We start from the raw sequence: 15,688 nt of genomic DNA on the forward strand, positions 1-15,688 counted from the left end.
CAATGCCCGCAGTGTTCCCATCGAGTCCGCGTCTGGCTTCATCCCGCCTGCGCCCGTTAATGCACTTGAGTCTGTTGCTGAGCCTCAGTGCCTGTCCGTTGTTCATCACCGCTGGTTGGGCCGAAGACGCGCCACGACGCAGTTATCAGGTGCCGGCAGGCAGCCTCAGTGCAGCACTGACCCGTTTTGCCGGTCTGGCCGGCGTCAACCTTTCGGTTGACCCGGCGCTGGTGAGCGGTCGTAACAGCCCTGGTCTGTCCGGCGAATTCGCCGTGGAGGAGGGCTTTGCCCGGCTGTTGCAGGGTTCCGGCCTGCAATTGCAACCGGTGGGCGAGCAGGCCTACATCCTGACCCCGGCACCCGAAGGCAGCGGTCTGCAACTCGGCGCGACCTCGATTCTCGGGTCCATCGACCCGGTGGATGGCGATCCGTATGCCGGCGGCCAGGTCGCGCGTCGCGGTTCGCAAGGCTTGCTGGGCTCCAAGGATTTCATGGAAACGCCGTTCAGCATGACCACCTACACCAGCGAGGTGGTCAAGAACCAACAGGCGCGGACCTTGGGCGACCTGATCGCCAACGATCCGTCGGTTCGCGCCACCAACCCGGCGGGTGGGCGCTACGAGCAGTTCACCATTCGCGGGCTCAGCCTGTTCAACAGTGATGTTGCCTACAACGGTCTCTACGGCGTGTTGCCGACTTATACGATCGACATGGAGATGGCCGATCGTGTCGATGTCCTCAAAGGTCCGAGCCAGCTGATTAACGGCATCTCGCCGCGGGGCAGCGTGGGTGGCGGGATCAATGTGGTGCCCAAGCGCGCCACCGACAAGCCCATCACTTCGTTTACCGGTATGTACGCTTCCGACAGCCAGGTCGGCGGTGCCGTGGATGTCGGCCGGCGCTTTGGTGAAGACAACAAATTCGGCATTCGCTTCAACGGCGTGAAGCAGTCCGGCGACACCGAATGGGATCAGCAGAATGTCGACCGCGAGATGGCCGTGCTGGGCCTGGACTTTCGCGGTGAACGCCTGCGTCTCTCGACGGACATCGGCCGCACCGAGCGTGATACCGATGCGCCGCAGGAACGCGTGCAGGTCAACGCCAACGCGCAGGTTCCGCGTGCCAGTGATGTGCGCAACAACTATGCGCAGCCGTGGAGCAAGGCGAGCACCAACGACACCTTCGGCACGGTGAACGGCGAATTCGATGTCAGCGATTCCGTCATGTTGTATGGCGGTGTGGGCGCGCGTAAAAGCAATCATGACTTCCTCCGGCATGCCGTGGCGGTCACCAACGACAAGGGCGATTTCAGCGTTCAACCCCGTGATTTCACCCGCGACGAAAACGTCCGGACGGCCACGGCTGGAGTGCGTAACTGGTTTCATACCGGCCCGGTGAGCCATGAGGTCAACCTGGCGGCCAGCTATTTCTACATGGACTTCGAGAATGGCGGCGCACGTTACGCGGCGGCCCCCAGCAACCTCTACAACCCCGTGGAAACACCGACGCCGGTGAGGCCGACGCGACAGGATCCGAAGGTCTATACCGAAAACCGCTTCAGCGGCGTGGCGTTGTCCGACACCCTGGGGTTCTTCGATGACCGGCTGCTGCTGACTCTCGGCGCGCGCTGGCAGCGGGTGAAGGTTGACGACTGGTCGGATAACGTCAAAGGCGACACCGCCTACGACGAGGAAAAGGTCTCACCCTCGGGCGGCATCCTGTTCAAGGCCACCGATAAGCTGTCGCTGTACGCCAACTACATGGAAGGCCTGAGCCAGGGCAAAATCGCGCCGTCGACCTCTATCAACGAAGACGAGATTTTCCCGCCGTTCATCAGCCGCCAGGTCGAGGTCGGCGCCAAGTATGACGCTGGCGCGTTTGCCCTCACCGCGGCGGTGTTCCGGATCAAGCAGCCGGCCTACGAGACCAACGCCACAACGCGGGTCTTCGGTCCGAACGGCAAGCGTGAGAACACGGGTGTGGAGCTGAGCGTGTTCGGTGAACCGCTCGAGGGTTTCCGCCTGCTTGGCGGTGTCATGTACATCGACAGCGAGTTGACCAGCACCACCAATGGCACCTTCGACGGCAACCGGGCGCCGGCCACGCCGAAATACAACGTCAACCTGGGCGCCGAGTGGGACGTGCCGACCGTGCAGGGCCTGACCCTCACCAGCCGCGGCATCTATTCCAGTTCGCAATACCTGGATCAGTCGAACAACAAGGAGATCGACTCGTGGGAGCGATTCGACGTGGGCGCACGCTACGCGTTCAAGGTCGAGGAAAAGAACATCACATTGCGCGCCAACATCGAGAACGTGGCCGACAAACGCTACTGGAGTTCGGCCGGTGCGTCGGATGACAGCGAGCCTGGGTTGACGCTTTCGACGCCGCGGACCTACCTGCTTTCGGCAACGGTCGACTTTTAAGCGCAGAGCAACTTGTGGCGAGGGAGCTTGCTCCCGCTGGACTGCGCAGCAGGCCCCTTAGGGGGTGCTTCGCACCCAGACGGGAGCAAGCTCCCTCGCCACAGGTTCAATGCAAGACTCAGCCTTGCAAGTAAACCGCATGGGTATGGGTGTACTCATACAACCCATGCTTGCCATCCGCCCCACCAATCCCGGATTTACGTACCCCGGCATGAAAGCCCTGCATGGCCTCGAAGTTCTCCCGGTTGACGTAAGTCTCGCCAAAATCCAGCTCGCGCATCGCCTGCATCGTTTTACTCAGGTCGCGAGTGTAGATCGACGAGGTCAGGCCATAATCGCAATCGTTGGCCAGGGCGATGGCTTCGTCGAGGTCGTCGATAATCTGGATCGGCAGCACCGGGCCGAAAATCTCTTCGCGCATGATTTCCATGTCAGCGCTGCAACCGGCCAATACCGTGGGCTGGAAGTGAAAGCCGTTCGGTAGGTCGGCAATCTGCCCTCCGCTGATCAGGCTCGCGCCCTGGCTCAACGCTGTGCGTACTTTGCGGTTGACGCTGTCCAGGCCCTGACGGTTGATCAGCGGCCCCATTTCCACCTCTGGCTGGGCAATCGGATCACCGTAGCGGGTGGCGCTCATTGCCGCTGCGATGCGTTCAATAAACTGATCGGCGACCTTGCGTTCGACGTACACCCGCTCGGCGCAATTGCACACCTGGCCGCTGTTGATGATCCGCGAATCGCGAATGGCTTTTACTGCCAGATCAAGGTCGGCATCCGCCAGCACAATGGCCGGCGCCTTGCCGCCCAGTTCCAGATTGAGTTTGGTGATGTTCGGTGCCGCGGCGGCCATGATTCTCGAACCGGTGTCGACGCTGCCGGTGAAGCTGATCATGTCCACGCCCTTGTGCGCACTGAGCGCCGCGCCCACTCGACCATCGCCGCAGACCACGTTGAATACGCCGGGCGGCAGATCGGTTTCGGCCAAAAGCCGGGCGAATTCGAAGCAGTTGTTCGGGGTTTCTTCACTGGGTTTGATCACGATGGTATTGCCGGTCAGCAGGGCCGGCGCCATCTTGCGGGCGATCAGGAAAAACGGGAAGTTCCACGGCAGAATCCCGGCGACCACGCCCAGTGGTTTGCGAAACAGAAAGATGTTTTCGTTCTGACGGTCGCTGGTGATGATCTCGCCTTCGATACGCCGGGCCCATTCGGCCATGTAGTCGAGGTAATCAGCGGTGAAGTTGACCTCGACCTCCGCCAGACTGCTGATCTTGCCTTGTTCCAGCGTGATGGTGCGTGCCAAGTGCTGGACGTTCTCCCGCAGCTTGGCGGCGATCCGGCGCAGATGCCCGGCGCGTTCAATCGCCGGTTTGCGCGACCAGTCTTTTTGCGCGGCGCGCGCGGCGGCAAGGGCGCGGTCGACATCTTCGGCCGTCGAGGCCGGGACTTTCGACAGCACGACACCGGTGGCCGGGTTGATCACATCGAGATGGGCAGCGCTGGCCACGAACTGGCCGTTGATGAAGTTTTCGTACACAGGCACGGACGACATTGGGGCGACTCCTTGGCTGATCAGTAAGTGCGCGACGGCGCGTGTTCGGTGGCCGGTGCGCGGTAACGGGCGAGGGTGGCCGTGGCGCTTTGGCGCAGCAGGCTGATGTCGATGGCCACGGCAATGAACTGGCAGCCCCAGCTTTGATAGCGGCGCGCGTCTTCTTCGTTCGGCGCGAGGATGCCGCAAGCCTTGCCGGCTGCGAGCGTTGCTTTCACTGCGTGCTGAATGCGTTCCTGAACTTCAGGATGTCCCGGGTTGCCGGCATGGCCGAGGCCGATAGACAAATCCGCCGGGCCGATAAACACCGCGTCGACGCCATCGACGGCGGCGATCGCTTCAACGTTTTCCACGCCAATTCGCGATTCCACCTGAACAATCAGGCACAACTGCTCATGGGCGGTGTTCAGGTAGTCCGGCACGCCGTCCCAGCGCGTGGCGCGGGTCAAGCCGCCGCCGACCCCGCGAATGCCATGGGGCGGGTAACGCATGGCGCGGACGAGCGCCTCCGCTTGTTCGGCGGTTTCGACCATCGGGATCATCAGCGTCTGCGCACCGATATCCAACAGTTGCTTGATCAGATTGGCATCGCCCGTCACCGCACGCACCACTGGCGCCGTGGAGTAGGGCGCCACCGCCTGCAATTGCGCGAGTACGCCGGGCACAGTGTTTGGCGCGTGTTCACCGTCGATCAGCATCCAGTCATAACCGGTGGTGGCGACGATTTCGGCGGCGTAGCCGGTGGCGAAACCGGCCCAGATACCGTACTGGGTCGCCGGGTTTTTCAACGCGGCCTTGAAAGCGTTGTGAGGCATGTTCATGGCGGTGTCCTTTCTCAGCGGTTATACGGCCGATGCAGTTGGCATTTTGGGTTGAGGGTCACGCCGAAACCTGGCTGGTCGAGTGCCGACAGGCGCATGCGGCCATTCACCGGCACCGGTTCGCCAAGCAATTGCGGGTGGAACATGGGCACCACTTCGTCGGCCTTTGGCGCCATCATCAGGAACTCGGCGAACGGGCTGTTATGCCGGGTGGCGACGAAGTGGTAGCTGTAGACCGACGATCCATGTGGGATGACCAGGGTGTTGTGGGCGTCGGCCAGGGCGGAAATCTTCACCAGTTCGGTGATCCCGCCGCACCAGCCGACGTCCGGCTGGATGATGTCGCAGCAACCCATTTCCAGGAGCATGCGGAAACCCCATCGGGTCGCTTCGTGTTCGCCGGTGGTCACCAACATGCCTTTGGGCACGTTATTGCGCAGGGCCGCGTAACCCCAGTAATCGTCCGGCGGCAGGGCTTCTTCGATCCATTTCAAGCCATATTCGTGGGCGCCGACCGCAAGCTTGGTGGCGTAGTTGAGGTCCAGGCTCATCCAGCAATCGAGCATCAGCCAGAAGTCCGGGCCGACCCGTTCGCGCATGGTCGCCAGTTCTTCGAGGTTCTTGCGCAGGCCTTCCTCGCCTTCGGCCGGGCCGTGGTGCAAGGGCATCTTGCCGCCTATGAAACCCATTTTCTGCGCCAGGTCCGGACGGGCGCCGGTGGCGTAGAACTGCAACTCGTCGCGCACCGCACCGCCGAGCAATTGATGCACCGGCTCTTTGCGGATCTTGCCGAGCAAGTCCCACAACGCCAGATCGACGCCGGAGATCGTGTTGATCACGATCCCTTTGCGGCCGTAATACAGGGTCGATTGGTACATCTGGTCCCAGATTTTCTCGATGTCGGTCACCCGAGCGCCTTCGAGGAAACGCGCCAAGTGTTTTTCGACAATGTACGCGGCAGGCTCGCCACCGGTGGTGACGGCAAAACCGACCGTGCCGTCGCTGGCTTCGATCTCGACCACCAGGGTCCCGAGCACGTTGATGCCGAAGGTGCGGCGGCTCTGGCGGTACTCGGGGTATTTGCTCATTGGCGTAGCAATGTGATCGTCGATCCAGTGGCCGTCCGCCTGATCGTGGTAATCCGCGCCGCCGCCTCTCAACGTGAAGGCGCGGACGTGTTTGATGGTTGGAATGCCCATGGTGTGACTCCTCAGGTTAAACGGTGGCCGGTGTGTTGGAAGGCTTCTGGACGGGTGAACGGATGCCCAGCACCAGCAACGCGGCGATGACGGTGGTGCCGGCCAGCACGTATAAACCGGCGGCCGGTGAATGGAAGGCGCCTTCGGCCCAGTTTTTCAGGACCGGGGCGATGAAGCCGCCGAGGGCGCCGAAGGAGTTGATCAACGCAATCCCGGCTGCAGCGGCACTGCCGGCGAGGTAGCTGGAAGGGAAGGTCCAGAACACCGGTTGCACGGCGATGAAGCCGGACGCGGCAAAGCACAGGGCGACGATGCCGAGGAACGGGCTGGCGAAGGTCACCGAGCAGGCGATCCCGGCTGCCGACATCAGCAAAGTCAGGCAGGCGGTGCGGCGACGTTCGCCGGTGCGGTCGCTGTAGCCGGGGATCAGGTACGCCGCGACTATCGCGCAGATCCATGGAATCGCCGTGACCAGTCCGACCATGAACCCGACTTTGGTGCCCAGTAGTCCGCCGACCTGGGTGGGCAGATAGAACACCACGCCGTAGACGCTGGCCTGAATCAGCAGATAAATCAGGCACAAGTACAGGACTGAGGGTTGGCACAGAACGTTAAGCAGGCTGCGGCCGTGATTCTGTTTGTGGCTGTCTTCTTGATCGAGGATGCCTTGCACTTGCTGGCGTTCTTCAACCGTCAGCCACTTCGCGTCGGCCGGGCGATTGTCCAGATACCAATAGGCCCAGACGCCCACCACCGTCGCCATCAAGCCTTCCACCGCAAACAGCCACTGCCAGCCGTGGAAACCGGCAAAGCCATCCATTTCCAGCAGCAGGCCGGACAACGGGCTGCCGAAGATGAACGCCAGCGGCGCGCCGAAGTAAAAGAAGCCCATGGCTTTGCCGCGAGCGGCGCTGGGGAACCAATAAGTGAGGTAGAGGATGACCCCGGGGAAGAAACCGGCTTCGGCTACGCCCAGCAAAAAGCGCAGGACGTAGAAAGTGGTTTCGTTGTGGGCGAAGACCATGGCGGCGGAGACCAGGCCCCAGGTGACCATGATCCGACACATCCACAGACGGGCGCCGACGCGGTGCAGGATCAGATTGCTCGGCACTTCAAGCAGCGCGTAACCGACGAAGAACACCCCGGCGCCGAAGGCGAAGGCGGCGTCACCGATACCGGTGTCAGCTTGAAAGGCTTGCTTGGCGAACCCGACGTTGGCGCGGTCGAGGAAGGCCATGATGTACATCAGCAGCAGAAACGGGAGCAGCCGCCAGGAAATTTTGGCGAGCAGAGGCGCGGGTAGAGTCTTCATCGCAGTTTTCCTTTGGTAGGGCATTTGTTCTTATGGGAAAGACTGTACGGCCGTGGATCGATGCGTTACAAATCGAATCTAGCTCACAACTGATACCTTCAAGGTATCGATACAAAAGGCCCGTCATGACCACGCCGATCATCTCCCGCAGCCTGCTCAACCGCCTGCGCTACAAGCATTTGCACATGCTGGTGACGCTCAGCAGCAGTCAGAATCTGCACCGCGCCTCGCAAAGCCTGAACATGTCGCAACCGGCGGCGACCCGGATGCTGCATGAGATTGAAGACATGTTCGGCTGCGACCTGTTCGAGCGCCTGCCGCGCGGCATGCGGCCGACGGCGCTGGGCAGTGAGTTGATTCGCTTCGCCGAATCCGCCATCAGCGGCCTCGACCGCTGCGCCGAAGACCTGATCGCGCGGCAGCAGGGCGGTTACGGGTATCTGTCCATCGGCACCATCATGGGCGCTGCGCCGGACCTGGTGATGGACTCGATCGCTGAAATCAAGGCGCTCAATCCGCAGTTGCGCATCCGCATCATGGGCGACACCAGCGACCAGGTGATCCAGCTCCTGGAACAGGGCCGCATCGACCTCGCCATTGCCCGTCGCAACGCCGCCACCGACAGCGAACATTACGAGTTCGAACAGCTGGGCAACGAACGGTTGTTGGTTGTCGTTCACGCCGGTCATCCCTTGGTGCAACGGGAAACACTCGAACTCTCGGAACTGGTCAGCGGCTGGCCGTGGATCCTGCAGCCGGAAACCAGTCCGGCGCGCATCGGGCTGGATCAAGCCTTGCAACGACTGGCCTTGCCGACGCCCGCCGACATCATCGAATGCAGCTCGGTGTATTCCATGCAGCAACTGATTCAACTGACCGACGCAATCATGGTGCTCTCGGAAACCGCGTTGCGCGACTACCTGAAAATGGGTCTGGTGGTGGCGCTTCCCGTAGAGCTGGATGTGAAGCTGGCGCCGTTCGGATTGCTGCTGCGCAAGGGCGAACACATCAGCCGAGAGTTGGGTTTGTTCATCGATTTGCTCCGTCGAAAAGCGGCGGCTTTTTGATTCTTTGGTCAGATTTTTGTTACCCGTTGTTTTCTAAAAGCGCATAAATCTATAAAGTTAACCTTTCGGTCAGCTTTGCACTGTCAACACAGCCCTTTGCCTCGTCAAAAAGGGCTTCTGCAAGACTCGAGATCCCCAGAACATAACCAGAAGGGCGGACCCATAACCGCCCAGAGGATGATCCATGTCCAACCGTGAAATATCCCGGCGCTCGTTCCTTCAGGGCGGGCTGGTGGCGGGTGTGAGCGTGACGCTTACCCCGCTCAGCACCCAAGCGCTGGCGGCCTTGATGGAAAACAGCGTGACCGTGCCGTCCGAGCAATGGCTCGGCAACAACGGCAAGGCGCGCTCGCGTAACGATGCCTTGTCCAAGGTCTGCGGCAGCAAAGTGTTTGCCCGCGACATCCGCGCCAAGGACATGCCGGGCTGGCCGCAGCAGCAAGGCCACGCCATGCTGCTGAAAACCACCAAGGCCGATCGCATTTATGCCGGCCACGACCTGACGTGGCTCGGCGCCGAATTGCAGCCGGACCGCATCGTCACCGCCGCCGACCTGGACAAGGACGGCATCGCCTTCCCGGAAGAACACGCACCCGATCCGCTGCTGCCGGAAGGCAAGGTGCCGATGTTCATAGGCCATCCTGTGGCGATCCTGATCTGGAACGACTTCGAACGTTTCCGCCAGGCCAAGGCCAAACTCAAATACAATGACAAAGCGATTCGTTACGGCGACAAAGTGCCGTTCTACGAAGGCGATCCCTACGGCAGTTTCCGCTACGTGCGCGTCGGCGGGGCGACCTCGGCGGACGAAGACGAATTCGCCAGCCTCAAGGATTCGATCCTGTTCCCGATGCTGAAAAACCGTCGCCCGGTGTGGAATTCCCAACCGAACCTGCACGGCAACCTGACCGAGCGCGGCCTGTTCTACGCCGAGCGCATGAAGCAACAAATCGACACGCCGCCAGATAACTGGCTGGTGTTCGACGAGCGTTACAAAACCCCGTCGATCGAACCGGCCGCGATGGAGCCGGACAACGGCAACGGCTGGTACGACCCCGCGACCAAGACCCTGCATTTTGTCGTCGCCACCCAATGCCCGCTGGAAACCGCGACCGAGACCGCGAAGATGATCGCGCCGTCGCGTTTCGGCCTGGCCAACCTGAACATGCACCCAGGCTACACCGTCGGTTACGGCTCCAAAGATCACAACATTTTCGTGTACTACGCGGCGCTTGCGGCGTTGTACGGCGCCGGTGTGCCGGTGCGTCTGGCCAACGATCGTTACGAGCAGTTCCAGAGCGGCATCAAGCGTCACCCGTTCGATATCCGCTATCAACTGGCGGTGGACAAGACCGATCACAGCTTCAAGATTTTTCGCGCCGAGATGAACGTCGACGGCGGCGGACGGATCAACTACAGCCCTTCAGTAGCGGCAGTTGGCGCCACGGCGGCGCAGTCAATCTACTACATGCCGCAGAACGACTTGCAGGTCACCGCCTACCATTCCCGCGCCGTTGAAGCCGGGTCGATGCGCGGTTACGGCACGCTGCAAAGCATGGCTTCGACCGAGATGATGGTCGATGAAATTGCCGATCGCCTCGGCATCGACGCCATTGATCTGCGCAAGAAAAACGCCATGGTCTCGGGCATGAAAAACACCCAGGGCGCGGTCCCGGCCGGTGCGTTGCGCCTGCACGAGATACTCGACAAAGCGGCCGTGCACGAAGTCTGGAAAAACCGCGACGCGATCAAAAAGCAGCGCGAAGCCCAGGACCCGGACAACTGGTACGGCGTCGGTTTTGCCATCTGCCAGAAAGACTTCGGCACCGGTTCCGAAGCACCGATGGCCAGCATCGAGTTTACCGTTGATGGGCACATCACCCTGCGCCACATCGGTATCGAAATCGGTACCGGCATGTCCACCTCGCAAGCCTTGGTCGTGGCGGATTTCCTTGGCGTCCCGGCGACTGAAGTCAAGACCGGCGAGACCGAGTGGAAAGAGTTGCAGCTGATCACCGGCGGCAACCCTTACCTCATGAGCCAGGCCGAGCAGGACAACGTGCTGCGCAATCCGCGCTGGGTCGGCAAGCTCGCGTCGGCCTCATCGGCGACCAACTCCGCCTACTACTTCAGCCACGCCACCCGCGAAGCGGCGCGCGTGCTTTTCAATCACGGTTTGTGGCCGGCGGCGTTGCAGATTTGGGGCCAGGGCCCTTACGGCGGCCAGGCCAACCCGTATGTGGTGCGCCGTGAAGATGCGCATTGGGTCGACGGCCGACTCACCGCCAACGGCATGCAGCCGCTGAGCTTCGAACAGCTGGCCAGACACGCCCACGAAAAAGGCCTGGTGACCGGCGCGACCGTGCACGGTTTCAACCGCTGGAGCTGGGCCGAAGCCGAGTTCAGCATCGACGGCGTGCGCGAACGTCTGCCGCTGGATGGCCTGGCGGTGAAGTACGGCGACGGAGCGCCGAGCGTGAAAAAGGCGCAGATGAACAGCGCCGGTTTCCATTTGCTGGATCGCCAGAACGTGCATTACCCGGACACCCAGTTGAACAACGCAGCCGTGACTTACTACAGCCCGGTCGCGACGCTGGTGGAATTGAAAGTGAACAAGGGCTCCGCCGAAGTGCAAGTGCTCAACCACCACTCGTGGGTCGAGTGCGGTCGGGTGCTGGTGGAAGAACTGGTCAAGGGCCAGCTCGAAGGCGGAATCGCCATGGGCATCGGCCATGCGTTGATGGAAGAGATGCCCCTGTACGAAGGCGGGCCGGGGGAGGGTGACTGGAACTTCAACCGCTATCGCTTGCCGATGGCGCGCCACGTGGCGGTGTGGAAACAGACGGCCGAGATCCTGCCGCCGCTGTCGCCGAGCGATCCATCCAAGGGCATCGCCGAAGTGGTGATGATCCCGGTGGTCGGCGCCATCGGTAACGCCGTGGCCCACGCCATCGGCAAACGGGTCCGCGACCTGCCTATCACTTCTGCACGCATCAAGGAGGCCCTCAATGGCTAACCGCCCGCTTCAACTGACCCTCAACGGTCAATCCGTCGGCCCGGTGGACATCCCTGATGACCTGCCGATGATCGACTACCTGCACGAATATAAAAACCTCACCGGCTCGCGTCTGGGCTGCGGCCAGGGTATCTGTCACGCCTGCGTAGTGATCGTCGACAACCCGGACGGCACCAGCGAAGAAGTGCGCACCTGCATCACCGGTGCGCACTATTTCGAAGGCAAAAAAGTTCGGACCATCGAGGGCCATGCGACCCGCGATGAGCAGGGCCAGGTCACCGAACTCAATCCAATTCAACAGCGCTTCGTCGATGAATTCGCTTTCCAGTGCAGCTACTGCGCACCGGGTTTCGTGAACGCCGCGACGGTGTTGGTAGAGAAGCTGCAGCGTCAGCCCATCGTCAAAAGCCAGCTGGAAAAAGTCATCGAGGACAGCCTTGGTCACCACATCTGCCGCTGCACTGGTTACGTGCGTTATTACAGCGCGACGCGCAACGTGCTGACTGATCTCGGCCTGGTCAAGGAGGGTTGAGCATGAAGCATTTACTGTCCCGCCTGGCGTTGGCGGTTGGTCTGGCTGCGCCTGTGTTGCTGGCTCATGCGGATGATCAAGTCGTCCGTGGTGCCTATCTTGCCCGTGCGGCGGATTGCATGGCCTGCCACACCGCGCCGGGTGGCGCGCCGTATGCGGGTGGCCTGCCGATCGTCTCGCCGTTTGGCACGATCTACGGCACCAACATCACGCCGAGCAAAGAGCACGGCATCGGTTTGTACAACGATGACGAATTCTTCGCCGCGCTCACCGAGGGCAAGCGTCGTGATGGCGCGAACCTGTATCCGGCGATGCCGTACACCTCGTATCACTTGATGCCGCGCGCAGATTCCGACGCAATTCACGCCTACCTGAAAACCGTCGAGCCCATCGAACGTGCAGCGCCGGTCACGAGCCTGAGCTTTCCGTTCAACGTGCGCCTGGGCTTGACGGGCTGGAACATGCTCTACGGCAAGGACGTGAAGCTGGAACCGGCCGACGGTAAAAGCGACGCCTGGAAGCGCGGTCAGTACATGGTCGATGTGCTCGGTCACTGCGGCGAATGCCACACCCCGCGCGGTTTGCCGGGCGCGATGCAGCAGGACAAACGCATGACCGGCGGCCTGCTCAACGGCTACCTGGCGCCAAGCCTGCTGGCCAATGACCTGGCGGCTCGCGGCTGGAATCATCAGGACCTGAGCTCGTTCCTCAAACACGGCATGAGCGCCCAGGGCACGATGTTCAACGAGATGTTCCCGGTGTTCCACAACAGCACCCAAGGCCTCAATGACCCGGACCTGGCGGCGATGTCGACCTTCCTGCTCGGCGATCAACCACCGGCTGCGAAGGTACTGACCGACGTGCCGCTGGACAAGCTCAGTGCCAGCGCCCAACGGGGTCGCCAGGATTACCTGAACGTCTGCGCCGGTTGCCACGCGGTCGGCGGCGAGGGCAAGCCGCACATCGCCGTGGCCATGCGCGGCAACACCACGCTGCGCCTGGAAGATCCACGCAACCTGGTGCGAGTGATCGACGACGGCATTGGTGAGCAGAAATTCGCCGGGTTCGAACACATGCAACCGATGCCGGGGTTCGCCGAGAAGCTCAGCCACGAGCAACTCACCGATCTGCTGAACTACCTGCGTCAAGGGTGGGGTGGTCAGACGGGTGATCTGGCGGTGAACGACGTGCAGACGTTGCGCGCCGATACGCCGCCGCTCGAGCACAAGGCGCACTGACATGCAGCATCTCGATCTGCAAGTCGTGCGTCGGGCGCTGGAATGGTCGCTGGCCGGGCAGCGCATCTGGCTGTGCACGGTGCTCGCTACGTATGGCTCGGCGCCGCGCGCGCCGGGCTCGTTGCTGGCGGTGAACGACGACGGGCATTGGATCGGCTCGCTGTCCGGCGGCTGCGTCGAGGAGGACTTTCTCGAACGCGTCGCCGAGGGCGCGTTTGTTGATGCGGTCAGCGTGGTCCGTTATGGCGAAGGCGACGATCCGCGTTCGCGCGTGAGTCTGCCCTGCGGCGGCGTGCTTGATGTGCTGGTGGAGACGCTTGAACCCGAGTGCGAGGTTCAGGCTCATCTACGGGAACTGGAGTCGGCGTTGCTGGGCCAGCGCCGGCTGATCCGCGAGGTTGATCTGGCCAGCGGTGCACGCAGTTTGTTCACTGACCGTGAACAGGGCGTGCGTATCGAACGTGAGATTGACCGGGTGCGCGTGCGGATCGGCGCGGCTCAGCGTTTGCTGTTGGCGGGGTATTCCAGCGTCGCCCAGGCGTGTGCGGAGTTTGCGGTTGGCCTCGGTTTCGAGGTGATTCTCTGTGATCCACGGGACGACGTGCTGGAAGGGGTCGTGCTGGAAAACGTCGAGGTTCGCCGTCAATTGCCGTCGGTGTTTATCGCTGAGGGCGGCTGCCACCGCGACACCGCGGTGGTGGCTTTGACTCACGATCCGCGGATCGACGATCTTGCGATGATGGAGGCGGTGCGCACCGAGGCGTTTTACATCGGTGTGATGGGTTCCATGCAGACCTCGCAAAAGCGCTTCGAGCGGTTGCGCAGGATTGGTGGGTTGGGGGACACGGAATTGGCGCGGATTCATGCGCCCATCGGGCTGAACCTGGGCAGCAAGACACCGGCGGAAATTGCTTTGGCAGTACTCGCCGACATCCTGCGAATCCGTAGCGGTATCGCGCGGAATAGGCTCTAACCCATCCCCATTGTGGGAGCGGGCTTGCTCGCGAAGGCGGTGTGTCAGTCCACATCAGTGCCCCTGGTACACAGCCTTCGCGAGCAAGCCCGCTCCCACATGGGATTGTGGTGTTGCTTAGTACCCGAACTTGTCCCGCAACCCGTAATACCAGGCGCCCAACGCCGCAAACGGTGTGCGCAGCAATTGTCCGCCGGGGAACGGGTAGTGCGGCAGATCGGCAAACGCGTCGAAACGCTCTGCCTGGCCACGCAGCGCTTCGGACAGCACCTTGCCCGCCAGGTGCGTGTACGTTACGCCATGACCGCTGCAACCCTGGGAATAGTAGATGTTGTCGCCGATTCGTCCGACCTGAGGAAGGCGCGACAGGGTCAGCAGGAAATTGCCGGTCCAGGCGTAATCGATCTTCACGTCCTTGAGCTGAGGGAATGCCTTGAGCATCTTCGGCCGGATAATCGCTTCGATGTTCGCCGGATCCCGCGCGCCATAGACAACACCGCCGCCGAAGACCAGACGCTTGTCGCCGGTCAGGCGGTAGTAATCGAGCAGGTAATTGCAGTCCTCGACGCAGTAATCCTGCGGCAGCAGGTGCTTGGCCAATTCATCGCCCAAAGGCTCGGTGGTGATGACCTGAGTCCCGCAAGGCATCGACTTGGCCGCCAACTCCGGCACCAGATTGCCGAGATAAGCATTGCCGGCCACGATAATGAACTTGGCCCTGACCTTGCCCTGTGGCGTATGCACCACCGGATTCGCGCCGCGCTCAATGCGGACCGCTGGCGACTGCTCATAAATAGTACCGCCCAGCGACTCGACCGCCGCCGCTTCGCCCAACGCCAGGTTCAGCGGATGAATGTGCCCGCCGCTCATGTCGAGCATGCCGCCCACGTATTGATCGCAGGCCACCACTTCACGGATACGCTTTTGATCCAGCAACTCAAGCTGCGTATGACCAAACCGTTCCCAAAGACGTTTCTGCGCTTCCAGATGCCCCATCTGCTTGGGGGTAATGGCAGCGAACACGCCACCGTCCTTCAAGTCGCACTGGATATTATATTTGGCGACCCGCTCACGAATGATCCGCCCGCCTTCAAACGCCATTTGCCCCAACAACTGAGCCTGCTTGGGACCGACGCTGCGCTCGATCACATCAATGTCACGGCTATAACTGTTGACGATCTGGCCACCATTACGGCCCGACGCGCCAAAACCCACCTTGGCGGCTTCCAGTACCGTGACCTTGAAACCGTTCTCCAGCAAAAACAGCGCAGAGGACAGACCGGTGTAACCGGCACCGATCACACAGACATCAGTCTCTACGTCATCCTGCAGGGCCGGACGCGGCGGAGCCGCATTGGCCGACGCGGCGTAATAGGATTCGGGGTAGGGGGTGTTCGACATCCGGCTGCCTCTGTTTAATATATTTTACGAGTGCATCGATCCTACCCGAGTTAAAAATCGACCGCCAGCCACCGGAAAATCTTCTTAACCGCCCCGAAATTAAATATTTTGCATATTCATAGGGTTAGCTCGAAAAAGGTGTTGACACCCC

11 protein-coding genes are annotated in these 15,688 nt (G+C 61.5%); 6 read left to right on the forward strand and 5 right to left on the reverse strand.

The features are described from left to right. Nucleotides 1–2: 2 nt before the first annotated feature. Nucleotides 3–2,426 carry a TonB-dependent siderophore receptor gene (locus tag ACA068_RS11305; protein WP_497309808.1) on the forward strand — a complete coding sequence of 808 codons (2,424 nt, stop codon included), beginning with the start codon at nucleotides 3–5 and terminating at the stop codon, nucleotides 2,424–2,426. A 118-nt stretch (nucleotides 2,427–2,544) separates the two neighbouring features. Here ACA068_RS11305 and aldA read toward each other — a convergent pair whose 3' ends face one another. The 4 genes from aldA to ACA068_RS11325 are packed head-to-tail and all read right to left on the reverse strand — an operon-like array spanning nucleotide 2,545 to nucleotide 7,310. Then, complete coding sequence (aldA, locus tag ACA068_RS11310; protein WP_497309810.1) at nucleotides 2,545–3,978, reverse strand: aldehyde dehydrogenase; 1,434 nt, start codon at nucleotides 3,976–3,978, stop codon at nucleotides 2,545–2,547. Nucleotides 3,979–3,998: 20 nt separating this feature from the next. Beyond that, a complete protein-coding gene (locus ACA068_RS11315; protein ID WP_497309812.1) occupies nucleotides 3,999–4,799 on the reverse strand; it encodes an aldolase/citrate lyase family protein in 801 nt (266 codons plus the stop codon). A 14-nt stretch (nucleotides 4,800–4,813) separates the two neighbouring features. Beyond that, on the reverse strand, nucleotides 4,814–5,998 hold the full coding sequence (rhmD, locus tag ACA068_RS11320; RefSeq protein WP_497309814.1) for an L-rhamnonate dehydratase: 1,185 nt from the start codon (nucleotides 5,996–5,998) through the stop codon (nucleotides 4,814–4,816). Between the two features lie 16 nt (nucleotides 5,999–6,014). Continuing rightward, nucleotides 6,015–7,310: an MFS transporter gene (locus ACA068_RS11325; protein WP_497309816.1), complete on the reverse strand. Its 1,296-nt coding sequence runs from the start codon at nucleotides 7,308–7,310 to the stop codon at nucleotides 6,015–6,017. Between the two features lie 125 nt (nucleotides 7,311–7,435). Here ACA068_RS11325 and ACA068_RS11330 point away from each other — a divergent pair, with 125 nt between their 5' ends. The 5 genes from ACA068_RS11330 to ACA068_RS11350 all read left to right on the forward strand — a co-directional run bounded on the left by ACA068_RS11330 (nucleotide 7,436) and on the right by ACA068_RS11350 (nucleotide 14,136). Further along, complete coding sequence (locus ACA068_RS11330) at nucleotides 7,436–8,377, forward strand: LysR family transcriptional regulator (protein ID WP_497309818.1); 942 nt, start codon at nucleotides 7,436–7,438, stop codon at nucleotides 8,375–8,377. A gap of 184 nt (nucleotides 8,378–8,561) precedes the next feature. Then, nucleotides 8,562–11,393, forward strand: coding sequence for a xanthine dehydrogenase family protein molybdopterin-binding subunit (locus ACA068_RS11335; protein ID WP_497309819.1), 2,832 nt, complete (start codon nucleotides 8,562–8,564; stop codon nucleotides 11,391–11,393). After that, nucleotides 11,386–11,925, forward strand: a complete 540-nt coding sequence (locus ACA068_RS11340) for a (2Fe-2S)-binding protein (RefSeq protein ID WP_010455997.1) — start codon at nucleotides 11,386–11,388, stop codon at nucleotides 11,923–11,925. Before ACA068_RS11335 ends, ACA068_RS11340 begins: the two co-directional genes overlap by 8 nt. Nucleotides 11,926–11,927: 2 nt before the next feature. Then, nucleotides 11,928–13,163, forward strand: a complete 1,236-nt coding sequence (locus ACA068_RS11345; RefSeq protein ID WP_497309821.1) for a c-type cytochrome — start codon at nucleotides 11,928–11,930, stop codon at nucleotides 13,161–13,163. Nucleotide 13,164: 1 nt separating this feature from the next. After that, a complete protein-coding gene (locus ACA068_RS11350) occupies nucleotides 13,165–14,136 on the forward strand; it encodes an XdhC family protein (RefSeq protein WP_497309823.1) in 972 nt (323 codons plus the stop codon). A 117-nt stretch (nucleotides 14,137–14,253) separates the two neighbouring features. On the opposite strand, the gene ACA068_RS11355 is transcribed toward ACA068_RS11350, so the two are convergent. Continuing rightward, nucleotides 14,254–15,537, reverse strand: a complete 1,284-nt coding sequence (locus ACA068_RS11355) for an NAD(P)/FAD-dependent oxidoreductase (RefSeq protein ID WP_497309825.1) — start codon at nucleotides 15,535–15,537, stop codon at nucleotides 14,254–14,256. Nucleotides 15,538–15,688: the final 151 nt, after the last annotated feature.

It is taken from the genome of Pseudomonas sp. LBUM1660 (assembly GCF_059695935.1).